General features: G+C 63.5%; 16 protein-coding genes. 6 read left to right on the forward strand and 10 right to left on the reverse strand.

What is annotated here, in order from left to right; translation table 11 throughout:
* Positions 1–2 precede the first annotated feature (2 nt).
* The 10 genes from NKH02_RS08800 to NKH02_RS08845 form a co-directional block, all read right to left on the reverse strand.
* Entirely contained in the window at positions 3–1,244 is a 1,242-nt protein-coding gene (locus NKH02_RS08800; RefSeq protein WP_352877943.1) for a flagellar basal body P-ring protein FlgI, read from the reverse strand.
* The gene (gene flgA, locus NKH02_RS08805) at positions 1,241–1,768 is read right to left on the reverse strand and encodes a flagellar basal body P-ring formation chaperone FlgA (RefSeq protein WP_352877945.1); all 528 of its coding nucleotides are present in this window, start codon (positions 1,766–1,768) and stop codon (positions 1,241–1,243) included. The genes NKH02_RS08800 and flgA overlap by 4 nt, the downstream gene beginning before the upstream one ends.
* 3 nt (positions 1,769–1,771) lie before the next feature.
* Positions 1,772–2,560, reverse strand: coding sequence for a flagellar basal-body rod protein FlgG (gene flgG, locus NKH02_RS08810; protein WP_352863388.1), 789 nt, complete (start codon positions 2,558–2,560; stop codon positions 1,772–1,774).
* An 11-nt stretch (positions 2,561–2,571) separates the two neighbouring features.
* Positions 2,572–2,898 carry a flagellar hook-basal body complex protein FliE gene (fliE, locus tag NKH02_RS08815; protein WP_352877947.1) on the reverse strand — a complete coding sequence of 109 codons (327 nt, stop codon included), beginning with the start codon at positions 2,896–2,898 and terminating at the stop codon, positions 2,572–2,574.
* Entirely contained in the window at positions 2,898–3,314 is a 417-nt protein-coding gene (gene flgC, locus NKH02_RS08820) for a flagellar basal body rod protein FlgC (RefSeq protein WP_352863392.1), read from the reverse strand. Before flgC ends, fliE begins: the two co-directional genes overlap by 1 nt.
* A 2-nt stretch (positions 3,315–3,316) precedes the next feature.
* Positions 3,317–3,697, reverse strand: coding sequence for a flagellar basal body rod protein FlgB (gene flgB, locus NKH02_RS08825; RefSeq protein WP_352877950.1), 381 nt, complete (start codon positions 3,695–3,697; stop codon positions 3,317–3,319).
* Positions 3,698–3,776: 79 nt separating this feature from the next.
* Complete coding sequence (locus NKH02_RS08830) at positions 3,777–4,562, reverse strand: hypothetical protein (RefSeq protein WP_352877952.1); 786 nt, start codon at positions 4,560–4,562, stop codon at positions 3,777–3,779.
* Complete coding sequence (gene fliI, locus NKH02_RS08835; RefSeq protein ID WP_352877953.1) at positions 4,549–5,952, reverse strand: flagellar protein export ATPase FliI; 1,404 nt, start codon at positions 5,950–5,952, stop codon at positions 4,549–4,551. Before fliI ends, NKH02_RS08830 begins: the two co-directional genes overlap by 14 nt.
* Before the next feature lie 3 nt (positions 5,953–5,955).
* On the reverse strand, positions 5,956–6,678 hold the full coding sequence (gene flgF, locus NKH02_RS08840) for a flagellar basal-body rod protein FlgF (protein ID WP_352863398.1): 723 nt from the start codon (positions 6,676–6,678) through the stop codon (positions 5,956–5,958).
* A gap of 7 nt (positions 6,679–6,685) precedes the next feature.
* Positions 6,686–7,807: a DUF1217 domain-containing protein gene (locus NKH02_RS08845; RefSeq protein ID WP_352877955.1), complete on the reverse strand. Its 1,122-nt coding sequence runs from the start codon at positions 7,805–7,807 to the stop codon at positions 6,686–6,688.
* A 147-nt stretch (positions 7,808–7,954) separates the two neighbouring features.
* Between NKH02_RS08845 and motA the strand changes: the two genes are divergently transcribed.
* From motA to NKH02_RS08875, 6 genes are read left to right on the forward strand one after another with little or no spacing between them, the layout of a single operon-like run.
* The gene (motA, locus tag NKH02_RS08850; RefSeq protein ID WP_352863402.1) at positions 7,955–8,830 is read left to right on the forward strand and encodes a flagellar motor stator protein MotA; all 876 of its coding nucleotides are present in this window, start codon (positions 7,955–7,957) and stop codon (positions 8,828–8,830) included.
* Positions 8,831–8,862: 32 nt separating this feature from the next.
* Positions 8,863–9,810 carry a FliM/FliN family flagellar motor switch protein gene (locus tag NKH02_RS08855; RefSeq protein WP_352877958.1) on the forward strand — a complete coding sequence of 316 codons (948 nt, stop codon included), beginning with the start codon at positions 8,863–8,865 and terminating at the stop codon, positions 9,808–9,810.
* Positions 9,811–9,826: 16 nt separating this feature from the next.
* Complete coding sequence (gene fliN, locus NKH02_RS08860; RefSeq protein WP_352863406.1) at positions 9,827–10,213, forward strand: flagellar motor switch protein FliN; 387 nt, start codon at positions 9,827–9,829, stop codon at positions 10,211–10,213.
* 43 nt (positions 10,214–10,256) lie between these two features.
* Positions 10,257–11,267 carry a flagellar motor switch protein FliG gene (locus NKH02_RS08865; RefSeq protein ID WP_352877960.1) on the forward strand — a complete coding sequence of 337 codons (1,011 nt, stop codon included), beginning with the start codon at positions 10,257–10,259 and terminating at the stop codon, positions 11,265–11,267.
* 9 nt (positions 11,268–11,276) lie between these two features.
* The gene (gene flhB / locus NKH02_RS08870) at positions 11,277–12,359 is read left to right on the forward strand and encodes a flagellar biosynthesis protein FlhB (RefSeq protein ID WP_352877961.1); all 1,083 of its coding nucleotides are present in this window, start codon (positions 11,277–11,279) and stop codon (positions 12,357–12,359) included.
* A complete protein-coding gene (locus tag NKH02_RS08875) occupies positions 12,356–12,832 on the forward strand; it encodes a BspJ family T4SS effector nucleomodulin (RefSeq protein WP_352877963.1) in 477 nt (158 codons plus the stop codon). The genes flhB and NKH02_RS08875 overlap by 4 nt, the downstream gene beginning before the upstream one ends.
* The last annotated feature ends 4 nt before the right edge of the window (positions 12,833–12,836 follow it).

Consider the following 12,836-nt stretch of genomic DNA (forward strand, 5'->3'; position numbering starts at 1 on the left):
GCCTATTGCAGAACCAGGTCGGCCTGCAGGGCGCCGGCCGACTTGATGCCCTGCAGAATGGCAATGATGCCGTCCGGCTTGACGCCGAGCCGGTTGAGGCCGGAAACCAGGGTCTGGAGATCGGGACCATCAAGCACGGCAACGCGGGCATCGGGCCGGCTGGCTTCGATGGCGGTGAACGGTTCGACGGCGGTCTCGCCCTTGGAGAAGGGCTCGGGCTGCACGACGCGCGGTGCTTCGGTGATGCGCACGGTGAGCGTGCCGTGACTGATGGCGACCCGCGAGATCTTGACGTCGTTGCCGATGACGATGGTGCCGGTGCGCTCGTCGATGACGACACGGGCCGGCGTGTCGGATTCGACCACCAGGTTTTCAATCTCGGCATAGAAGCGGGCCGCCGAAACACCCTTTGGCCTTCTGATCTGCACGGTGCGTGAATCGCGCTCGGCCGCCACCCGCGCGCCAAAGCGCTGGCTGGTGTAATCGTTGATGGCATCGGCGATACGGATGGCGGTCGAGAAGTCGGGATTGCGCAGTTGCAGCGTCAGTGTTGCCTGATCGTCGAACTCGGCCTGGACAGCACGCTCGACGATGGCACCGTTCGGCACGCGACCGGAGGTCGGCACGCCTTGCGTAAGCTGCTCGGCCTGCCCCTTGGCGATAAAGCCGGAAACGATCACCGAGCCCTGGCCGACGGCATAGATCTCGCCGTCCGCCGCCTTCAACGGCGTCATGATCAGCGTTCCGCCGGCGAGCGAGGTCGCGTCGCCCATCGAGGAGACGTCGATGTCGATGCGGGCGCCCGATTGCACGTAGGGCGGCATGTTGGCGGTGACGATGACGGCGGCGACGTTCTTGGCGCGCGCGCGGCCGCCTTCGGTGGCGATGCCGAGATTTTCGAGCATGGCGCGGATAGACTGTTCGGTGAACGGCGAGTTGCGTAGGCTGTCGCCCGATCCGGCAAGGCCGATGACCAGGCCGTAGCCGACCAGCTGGTTGTCGCGCGAACTCTGCAGCTGGGCGATGTCCTTGATGCGCGAGGCGACCTGGCCCGGCGGCAGCGAACTCGGCCCGGTGGAAACCCGGAACATGCGGCTGGTGGTGGCCGGATCATATTCGGGATCGTTGTAGACGCCGCCATTCTTGGCGGCGAGCTCGCGCTTGGCCTTCGGCGTCAGGCCGTCGGCCAGTGCCGGCTGCAGGCCAAGCACGGCTGCCAATATCAGGGTAAGTCCGCGCATCATGAAGCGCTGACCTGGATGGTTCCATCCGCCATCACCGTGCCGGACAGGATCTTGCCGCTGTCGATGTTGCGGACCTTGACGAGGTCGCCCGCGGCACCTGGCTGCAGCGTCACGGCGGTCGCCGAGATCGTCAGTCCGCCGGCGATGAAGAAAACCTGCACGGACGCACCCTGTTCGACCAGCCAGGCCACGCGGATGGCGGTAGAAGGGATGTAGCGGCCGGGCAGCAGGGTGCGCTTGGCGACCTTGCCGTCGAGTTCCTCGGCCCCTGTGACGACTCCGTCCGGCTTGTGCTTGCCGGCGATGAGGGTCACCTGTTTCAAGGCCGTAAGTTCGATGGTCTGGCCGGGATAGATGACCCGGTTGGGTATCAGCACCACCTCGCCAACAGGTTGATTGCTGGCGATCTGGGTGGCTGATTGGTTTGTCGATTCCTGGGCAAACGCCGGCATGCCACCGGCCACCAGCGCAAGGACGAGCGCGGTGCGGCGGAATGCGGACAGGAGGCCGGGCGTCGACATCATGCGTTACCGGATGTTCTTGGAGACGACGGAGGCCATGTCGTCGGCGGCCTGGATGACCTTGGAGTTCATCTCATAGGCGCGCTGCGCCGAGATCAGCTCGGTGATTTCCTTCACCGGGTCGACGTTGGAGGCTTCGAGATAGCCCTGCTGGATGGTGGCAAAGCCTGGATCGCCGGGGACGCCGACATTCGCCGGGCCGGAGGCCGTGGTTTCCTGGAACAAATTGTCGCCGAGCGGTGCCAGGCCCGCCTCGTTGGCGAAATTGGCGATCTGAAGCTGGCCGAGGTTCTGAAGGTCGGTCTGGCCGTCGATGCGAGCGAAGACCTGTCCCGTCTTGTTGATGATGACCTCGACGGCATCGACGGGGACGTTGATGGCCGGAATGACGGCAGCGCCGTCGACCGTCACCAACTGGCCCGTCGCGTTGGTGTTGAGGGCGCCGGCGCGGCTGTAGAGCGTGCCGCCGTCGGCGCCTTCGATCTGGAACCAGCCTCTGCCGGTCAGCGCCAGGTCGAAACTGTTGCCGGTGCTGGTCAGTTCGCCCTGGGTGTGAACGTTGCGCACGGCCGTCGTCTTGACGCCGAGGCCGATCGAGACGCCCTCCGGCACCAGCGAGGCATTGGAGCGGTTGGGCACACCCTGCGTGCGATCGACCTGGTAGAGCAGGTCGGAGAATTCGGCACGGGCGCGCTTGTAGCCGGTGGTGTTGATGTTGGCTATGTTGTTGGCGATGACTTCCAGATTTGTCTGCTGGGCATTCATGCCGGTGGCGGCGATGGCGAGTGCTTTCATGGCGGAATTCCTCAGATGCCCATTCGACTGACTTCGAGATAGGCGGAAACCACCTTGTCGCGGATGGCGACGGCGGTCTGAAGCGCCTGCTGCGCGCTCATCACGGCGTCGACCACCTGACGGGTGTCGGCGTCGCCCTTGAGCGCCTGTATCGACACCTGCTCGGCGTTCTGCATCGTGTTGACGGTCTTGGACGCTGCCTGGCTCAGCGCCTCGGCGAAGGAGGTGCCGATGTTGCCGCCGGCCGAAGGTGTCGCGCCGCCCTGGAGCAGGCTTGTCACCGCGTCGTCGCCGCCGATCGACGGCTTGAACTGAAGCGCTCCGATACCGCTGATCATTACTGGTTCCTCATCAGGTCGATGGTCATGGAAATCAGGTCGCGCGCCTGCTTGACGACCTGAAGGTTGGCCTCGTAGGAGCGGTTGGCCTCGGTCATGTCGGCCATTTCGATCAGCACGTTGACGTTGGGCATCTTGACGTAGCCCTTCTCGTCGGCGGCCTCGTTGCCGGGCTGGAACTCGATTGGAAAGTCGCTGGGATCACGATCGATCGAGTTCACCGCAACCGTCGAGCTGCCGGAGGTCCGGTCGAGTTCGGAGACGAAGCTGATGGTCTTGCGGCGATAGGGGTCGGAGCCGGGCGCGGTTCCGGTCGACTGGGCGTTGGCTAGGTTTTCGGAAACGACGCGCAGCCGCTCCGACTGGGCGCCGAGCCCGGATGCTGCGACTTTGAGGGCTGCGGTGAGCGCGTCCATGGTCAGCTCTTAACCGCCATCATCATCATGGAATGGAACGCCTTGACGATCGCCGTGTTGAGTTCGAAGGAGCGGCGCACCTCGCCGGCCTTCATCAACTGGTCTTCCAGCACGACCGAGTTCTTGGATGGCATGATAACGCCGTCATCTTCCTGCGGCTTGATGGTGAAGCCGGCATTGGTCGCCGCATTGCCTAGATGACCGGCCTGCGTGGCCTGAAGCGATACGGCTGTGCGATCGAGCACCTTTTCGAACGGCTCGACATCGTTCGCCGTGTAGCCCGGCGTGTTGGCGTTTGCGATGTTGCCGGCGACGGCGGACTGGCGCACGGCCAGCCACTGGGCTTGCTTGGTGGCGAGGTCGAAAAGGGAAACGGGCTCCATGGGAATCTCCGGGCAGGTGCTCAGAGACTAGGCCGCGAGTCTTGCGCGGGCCTTGCGAATGACCAGAGGCCGGAGAGCTTTATCGCGAAAGCTCGATCACCTGGTCGGTGCTGGTGACCATGACCCATTTGCCTTTGCGCTGCTCGATGGAAGACACCTGGCTGGAATCCGGGAGTATCGAGCCGCGCTGGACGATCCAGAGGCCGGCATCGTCCTCGATCATGGCGCGGCCGTTGGCAACATGGACCAGGCGAAATTTCGCGGCGTCGGCCGGAAAAGGTTGATCGTCGGGTGCCGGCGCGGGATTGGCATCGTCCTGCACCGTTCCCGTGGCGAGCAGATCGAGATCGGCCGCGGGAACGTCCTTCGCTGTCAGCGGCGCGCTGCGTTGGGCGACCACGCCGCCGCCCGCCCGCCCCGAATTCGTGCCGGTGCCGCCGAACTTGATCGCCTGGACGCCAAACTGGTCCTGGTTGAAGAAGATGTACCACGGAAACAGGGCGCAGATCAGTCCGAGCGTAATGCCGAGCGCGGCAATGACGAGATCGCTGCGCCGGCTGGACTCTTTTTTCAACCTGGGAAACACCGCCTTCGGTGGCCGCGGCCATTCGTTGAGTGGGAACAGCCCATCGATCAGCGAGTCGCGGCTGGCCTGCGTCATCTCGGCGGCCTGCGCCCGGGGCGCCCGGGGCAAAGCGGGCTCGGCGGCCTTGGCCAGAACGGCCTCGGCTTTGGCGGCTATGGCACGGGCAGCCTTTGCCTTGGCGGCTCTCGCTTCGTCAGATCGGGCTTCTTCCGCGGCATTGGCTTCGGCGATCATGTCGCGCAGGATGCGCTCTGTATATTCGCGTTCAGTCTCCGGCATCGGCGTTCAGCTTGCTCTTGAGGTGGCGGGCGAGGTCGGAGAATGGATCGGCTGAGGGGCGGTCCTTCGGCGCTTGCGTCAGTGCCTCGTAGATCAGCGGCACTTGGCGCACGGCAATATCGAGTTCGGCATCGACGCCGCCCTGATAGGCGCCCAGCAGGCGGATATCGCGCGTGTCCTCGAAGCGCGAGATCATCGACTTCAGCCTTGTCACCAGCGCGCGCTGTTCGGTGCTCCAGGCCTTGCCGGCCAGCCGCGAAATGGACGACAGCGGATTGACGGGCGGGTAGCGGCCCTGTTCGGCGATCGTGCGGTCGAGCACGACGTGACCGTCGAGGATGCCGCGCACGGAATCGGCGACGGGATCGTTGTGGTCGTCGCCGTCGACCAGCACGGAAATGATGGCGGTGATCGAGCCTTTGCCTTCCGCGCCTGGCCCGGCGCGCTCGAGCAGCTTGGGTAGCTCGGTGAACACCGAGGCCGGATAGCCACGCGCGACCGGCGGCTCGCCGGTTCCCGTCGCCACCTCGCGCAGGGCGTGGGCGAAGCGGGTGATCGAGTCCAGCACCAAGAGCACGCGGTGCCCCTGGTCACGAAAATGTTCGGCGATGCGCATGGCGGTGTCCGGAGCGCGCCGGCGCATCATGGCGCTCTCGTCGCTGGTGGCGACGATGGCGACGGTTTTGGCCATGCTGTCGCCGATCGTGTCCTCGAGGAATTCGCGGACTTCGCGGCCGCGTTCGCCGATGAGCGCCACGACGACGGTGTCGAATGCGTCGGCGCCGGCAAGCATGGCAAGCAGCGTCGACTTGCCGACGCCGGACCCGGCGAAGATGCCGAGGCGCTGGCCGAAGCAGAGCGGCGTGAAGATGTCGATGACCTTGACCCCGGTCATGAAGGCGGTGCCGACACGCTGCCGCGCCATGGCGCCGGGCGTCGTCTGGGCGCCGATCGATGCGTCATCGCCCCTGACCAGGGGCGTGCCGCCATCGATCGCCCTGGTGAGCGCGTCGATGGTGCGGCCGCGCCACGAGGCATGCGGCGCCACCGCGAGCGGACCGCGGCGGAACACGGCATCACCGATACCGGCATCGGCGCTGCGTTCGAAGGGGGCCACGACGACCTCATCGCGGCTGATCTTGACGATCTCGCCGCGGCGGGCGCCGGCATGACCGCGCTGCTCGACGATGTCGCCCAGCCTGGCGAAGTCGGAAAGGCCGTGCACCTTGTAGTGCGTGGGCGTGACTTCGGTGACGCGGCCGCCGCGCTTGAGCAGCGCCTCGGTGTCGGCGAAACGCCGCCAGACCCGTTCCAGAGCGACAAGCCGGTCTTCCGGCGCCGGCTGGAGCTGTCTTTCAGGTGCGCGCAGGGATGGCTGGTCGAGCGACATGGGTTACTTCGAGCCGAGCGTCTTGATCGCCTCGTCGGTGGAGGAGTCGGTCTGCCGCATCAGGGCGGCGGTGTTCTCGAAGGCGCGCTGGACCATGATCAGTCGGGTGATCTCCAGCACCGGATTGACGTTGGATTCTTCGAGAAACCCCTGGGCGATGCCGATATCGGAGCGATCGGTAACAGGCTCTGGCGTGCGCGCCGGAACGATGCCGGAATTGCCGTAGCGGACGAAATTTTCGCCCGGATCGAAATTGTAGAGACCGATGGAGCCGACAAGCTGATCGTTCTGGCGCAGCGAACCGTCGGCCCCGGCCTTGGGCGGGCCGTTGCGGGGGTCGAGCTGGATCGGTGAGCCGCCGGCATCGAGCACAGCGTGGCCCTCGATCGACATCAGCTCGCCGTTCTCGTTCATCGAAAAGCGCCCGTCGCGGGTCATGACGGTGCCGACAGGCGTGTCGATGGCGAACCAGGCATCGCCCTGGATGGCGAAATCGAACGGATTTCCGGTCTCGCTCAAGGCACCGTGAGCGCCGGAAAGATAGGTCTTGCCAGGGGAGGCGAAGGACACCGATTTCGATCCGGTGCCGGACACGACGTCCTCGAACTTCACGCCGGTGGCGCGAAAGCCGATCGTCGAGGCGTTGGCGACGTTGTCGGCGATCGTGTCGAGGCGGCGCTCGAGCGCGATCTGCGAGGAAAGGGCGACGTAAAGGCTGTCCCGCATGATGCTCTCAGAACCTCAGTTTCTGCATGGCCATCATCAGGTCGGTGGAGATGCCGACCGTGATCGGCTGGGCAAACAGCACGCTGACCGAGGTGACGGCCGATGACGTCGGGTTGTTGATCTCGTACATGCTGGTGAAGCGCGTCAGGAACTTGCCGAGCTTCTCGGGGTCGGAGAAATCCGAGATGTCGAGTTTCTGTTCGAACAGCTGCGCCTGCTTGTCGACATCGGCGGTGGCGAAGGAATCGGGCAGGCCGAGCACGGTGCGCACGACGCTGGCAAGCGCGGTGTCGGCCAGCACGTCGTACCAACTGGTGATGGTCGGCGCCTTGCGGTCGAAATAAAGCGCCAGCCGCACGCCCTGGTTGGTCTGGCCGGCATCCTCTTCGAGGGTCTGGCGCATGTATTTGTCGACGGTCGGCTGCTGCGCCGGATTGATGGTGGTGGCGTTCGCACCATAGGCTTCGAAATTGAAGGCGGAAGCAAGTGCCGCGTAGGTCTTGTCCGTCATCTTGTTGGCAACGCTGTCGGGATCGCGGACGCCACCCTGCAGAACCCGCTTGATGAGATCCTTGTCCTCCGTCATCGAATCGAGGCCGAATGAAGCCAGTGCGTATGTGTAGAGCCGGTTATTCGACATCAGGTCGTCGATCGACTTCACCTTGGTGATGTTGGCGAGATAGTATGTCGTCTCGCCTTTCACATAGGCCGAATTCGGATCGAGGCCGGCGATTTTCGCTTGCGTGGCGTAGTTCTTGGTCACCATCTGCTGCGTCTTGTTATAGATGGTCGCATCGGCGCCGTTGGCGGCGAAATTGAAGGCGCTGACGAATTCGGCGTAACGTTTGTCGGTCAGCTTGTTGGCGAAGCTGTCGGGATCGGAGACGCCCTCCTTGAGTGCCTTGACCATAAAGGCCTTGGCGTAGTCCATGTCCTCGAGCCCGTATGCCTTCATGGCATATTTGAACAAACGGTCATTTTTGACGAAATCGTCGATCGATTTCACCTTGGTGATGTTGTCCAGATAATATTTGGTGTCGCGATCGACCACGGGCTGCTGCTCGATCCTGTCGAGCGACTTTGAAATGTCCTTGGTGATGAGCTGGTAGCTGGTAAATGTATTGAGCAAAGACGCGCCTCCGGCCGAAGCTATGACAGGACAATATCCCCACTTCCTTGCGCGAAACTGAATCGGATCCGGCGGCTTCGATTCAAGCCTCACACAAGGCACGGGGGCTATCCCTTGCTCCTGATGTGAAATGCGGAAGGACCTCTTGTGGGCATTCTGATTGGACTTGTGGTGACGCTCGGCTGCGTCCTTGGCGGCTTCATGGCCATGGGCGGCCATCTTCACGTGCTGGTGCAGCCGTGGGAAGCCGTGGTCATCTGCGGTGCTGCGCTCGGCACCTTCCTCGTTGCCAACCCGATGAAGACGGTCAAGGACACCGGCAAGGCCATCCTCGAAGCCTTCAAGCAGGCGGTGCCGAAGGAGCGGGACTATCTCGAAACGCTCGGCGTGCTGCACTCACTGATGCGCGAGCTGCGCTCGAAATCGCGCAGCGAGGTCGAAGCCCATATCGATAATCCCGAGGAATCGGCGATCTTCCAGGCATTCCCGACCGTGCTCAAGAACCATGATCTGACGCATTTCATCTGCGACTACTGTCGCATCATCATCATCGGCAATGCCCGCTCGCATGAGATCGAGGCGCTGATGGACGAGGAAATCCAGACCATCAAATCCGACAAGATGAAGGCCTATCACGCGCTGATCGCGGTTGGCGATGGCTTGCCTGCGCTCGGCATCGTCGCCGCCGTTCTTGGGGTGGTCAAGGCGATGGGCGCGCTCGATCAGTCGCCGGAAATCCTGGGCGGCCTGATCGGCGCGGCCCTGGTCGGCACTTTCCTCGGCATCTTCCTGTCCTATGCGGTGGTCGGGCCGATCGCCACCAAGATCAAGACGGTGCGCGAGAAGAAGAACCGCCTCTATACCATCGTCAAGCAGACGCTGCTGGCCTACATGAACGGCGCTCTGCCGCAGGTGGCGATCGAGTTCGGCCGCAAGACCATCTCGTCCTACGAACGACCAACGATCGACGCCGTCGAGCAGAGCACGATGAACACCGGCGCCGTCGAAAAGAAGGCCGCCTGAACGATGCGTGACAGATCGGTCCCAGCATCGCCATGACCAGTCCGGGCAGCCCATCGGAAGCACGCTCGCTGATCATCGAGCGGCTCGTCGGTGACAGCGGCGAGGCCGCGCAGATCATCGATGCAGGCCGCGCCATGGCCGAGCGCGCCGTGCCGCTGCTGCAGAAAAGCCTGACCGGCGAGCTTGGCGTTCCGGTCATTGTCGATCTCAAAGCGATCGAGATCAGCCGCGTTCCCGAGGCGCGTTCCCGCGCCGGTGAGAATTTCGCGATGACCGTCGTTGCCTCGCCAGCGTCGTCAGATGCGGTGACCCTCGTCATCGATGGCGCGGCGATCGCCATCATGGTCTCGACGCTGTTTGGGGGCGATCCGGATATGCCGGTGTCACCGATCGAGCGTGACCTGTCGCCGATCGAGACCGACGTCTCGACGATGGTGTTTCAGCAGGTCGCGCAGGCGCTGAACGGATCCGGTCGGCGCTCGCTTGAGCTACGGCTTCCGGCGCCGCGGGCGATGTCTGGCATGGAGGCCAAGCGACACGTGCTGCGCGACGGGGCCGCACTGCGCATCGTCCTCGGCATCTCGACGCCGGCCGACAGCGGCAGCATCACCGTGACGATGCCGCAGCGTATCGTGCTGGCCGGTCGGGACAGCGTTGCCGCCGTCAGTGAGAACGATCAAAACGCCAGCTGGCGCGCGCGCTTTTCGGAAGAGGTGATGCGCTCAATGGTAGCGCTCGAAGCCACCATGCCGCTGGCCCGGCTGACGCTCGGCGATGTCGCCGACTTCGACGTCGGCCAGATCATCGAATTCGAGGAAACAGCGCAATCACAGGCGCGTCTCAGTGCCCGCGGCCAGACGCTGTTCGTCTGCGAATTCGGCAAACTGGGACAGAATTATACCGTCCGAATCAAGCATCCCTTCGATGCCGGGCAGGATTTTATCGACGGGCTGATGCCGGCTGCCGCCGGACGCGCCTGAGCACTGGAGACAATTCATGGCCAAGACCAAGGTGGAAGCCGACCTCGACCAGCCGGACGAACAACTCGACCGTGCCATCGAAGAATTGCGCGGGGTCCTGCACGAAGAGGAACAACGCCCGGATGCGGCGTTCAGGGCCGCCTCCGGCGCCAATTCAAGCGTCATCATGAACATCCCCGTCGAAGTTCAGATCATCCTCGGCAGCACCGAGATGCCGGTCTCCGACCTGATGGCGCTGCAGAAGGGGTCGACGGTGGCGCTCAATCGCCGTATCGGCGAACCTGTCGACGTCGTGGTCAACGGCCGCAAGATCGCGCGCGGCGAGATCACCGTGCTGGAAAGCGATCCGTCGCGCTTCGGCATCAGGCTGACCGAAATCATCGCTGGCACGAAGGGCGCCTAGACATGGGTTGCGGAGCTTGCCGGTGGCAGCGGAGGCGGGTGGCATGACGACGCCGGTGACCTTGACCCGCGCGCAGAAGGCAGCCGCCATACTGGTGGCGATGGGCAAGCCGTCGGCCAGCCGCCTGTTGAAATTCTTCAAGCAGGAAGAACTGAAGGCGCTGATCGAGGGCGCCCGTCTGCTGCGGACGATTCCGCAAAGCGATCTTGAGCGCATCGTCGCCGAGTTCGAGGCCGAGTTCACCGAAGGGGCGGGATTGCTCGATTCCGCCGACAGGATGGACACCATCCTCAATGAGTCGCTGTCGCCTGAAGAGATGAGCGCGATCATGGGCGACAAGAGATTCGAGGTCGCTCCGGAAGGCCCGCCGCCGATCTGGCCCGAGCTCGAAAAGCTCGAACCGGCGCGGCTTGGCGCCTTCCTGGCCGGCGAGCATCCGCAGACCGCGGCCATGGTGCTGTCGAAACTGGCGCCGCAGGTGGCGGCAAGCGTGCTGCTGACGTTGACCAAGCCGATGCGTGGCGAAATCATCAAGCGCATGGTGACGATGGCCAATGTTCCGGACGCCGCCAGCAAGATCGTCGAAAACCGGCTGCGCACCAGCGTGCTGGCGGAAACCTCGACCAAGGACACTTCTGCCGGGCAGGCGCGTGTCGCCAGCGTCCTCAACGAACTGGACAAGCCGCTGCTGGAGGAGGTCATGCAGGATCTGGAAGCCGCCGGCACACCCGACCTCGATGGTGTGCGGGCCCGCCTGTTCGCCTTCGACGACCTGCCGTTGCTCGCCCAGAAAGCGCGGGTGCTGCTGTTCGACGGGCTGTCGACCGAACTGATCACGCTGGCCTTGCGCGGCTCGCAGGCGGGACTTGTCGAATCCGTTCTGTCGGCGATCGGCGCGCGGTCGCGGCGCATGATCGAAGCCGAACTCGGACAAGGTTCGGAAGGGGTTCCTCTCGCCGATATAACAGCAGCACGCAAGACGATCGTGACGACGACGATCCGGCTGTCGCGCGAAGGCTCCTTCGAACTTCCGTCGACCCAAGACGCCGCCTAAGGCCGCGCCATGGCTGACGCGGTCGACAAGGATTCGAAAACCGAAGAGGCGACGGAAAAGAAGATCCGCGACACTATCGAACAGGGCAAACTGCCCCATTCGCGAGAAACGGCGCTTCTTGCATCGTTCGTTGCCATACTGGTGTTCACCGTCTTCTACGCCAAGGACGCCGTCATCGATCTCGGCATGTTCCTGTCGATGTTCCTGGAGAAGCCGGAAGCCTGGCCGATGGACACCGAGACGGACGTCATCGCGCTCTACAAGACTGTTATTTTCGAGGTGGGCCGGGCCGTCATCAGCCTGTTCGTGCTGCTGACCGTCGCCGGTGTCGGCGCCTCGGTGTTCCAGAACATGCCGCAGTTCGTCGGCGATCGGGTGCGGCCGCAACTCTCGCGCATCTCGATCCCCAAGGGGTGGAACAGGCTGTTCGGTATTCAGGGCTGGGTCGAGTTCCTGAAGTCACTGGGCAAGGTTGGCTTTGCCATCGTCGTGCTGAGCTTCACTCTGTCGGAAGACCACCGCAAGCTGCTCGCCGGCATGATCACCAATCCGGTCGCTTTCGGACTCGTCATCCGCGGCATTGCCGTCGACATCCTGGTGGCGATCGTCTTCGTCATGGGGCTGATCGCGGCAGTCGACATCGTCTGGTCGCGCTTCCACTGGAAGCAGGATCTGCGCATGAGCAAGCAGGAGGTCAAGGACGAGTTCAAGCAATCCGAGGGTGACCCGATCGTCAAGTCGCGACTGCGCTCGCTGGCGCGCGACCGGGCGCGCAAGCGGATGATGACGGCGGTGCCGCGCGCGACGCTTATTATCGCCAACCCGACGCACTTTTCGATCGCGTTGAAATACGTGCGCGACGAGGACTCGGCACCAATGGTGTTGGCCAAGGGGCAGGATCTGGTGGCGCTGAAAATCCGCGAGATCGCACGCGAAAACAACATCCCGATCTTCGAGGACGTGGCGCTCGCCCGCTCCATGTACAAGCAAGTTTCGGTCGATAGTGTGATCCCATCGCAATTCTACCAGGCCGTCGCCGAACTGGTGCGGATCGTCTACTCGAAAAAGGCTGAGCGCAGACAGATTTCATGAACCGTCAACCGCACGCAAAATCCCGCGAGATCATCGTCGCCAGTGCCATCGAGCAAGTGGTGGGAGAACTGAGGCTGATCGATGTCGCCGACTATATCGCCTTCATCCGACTGGAGCATTTCGCGTGCCTGTCGGATCTGGTCGATTCAGCGGTAGAGCTGTTCTTCATGCCAGGCACACTGCGGCTCGGCCATGGGGGCGAGGCGCATGTCGACTGGAGCGGCAGCCCGCGCATTGTGCTTGATCTGGAGTTGAGGCCGCCTGGGGTCACCGTCTATTTCCAGCTGACGCTGAGCGAGAACGGCGCTTCGGTGGTGGTCAACTACGTGTCGTTCGAGAAGCCGGGCGAAGACCCGGAGCACAACACGGCCCTGCTCGAGACGGTCATCGAACAGGCGCGTATCCGCAAGGCCGAGCCGCTGGCCTTTCTCGGAACATCGATCGCTTCCGACAGCCGCGGGCCAATCCTATAGTTGC

Origin of the sequence: Mesorhizobium sp. M1396, assembly GCF_040317725.1 — a bacterium.
In the GTDB taxonomy this organism is placed as follows: Bacteria; Pseudomonadota; Alphaproteobacteria; order Rhizobiales; family Rhizobiaceae; genus Mesorhizobium.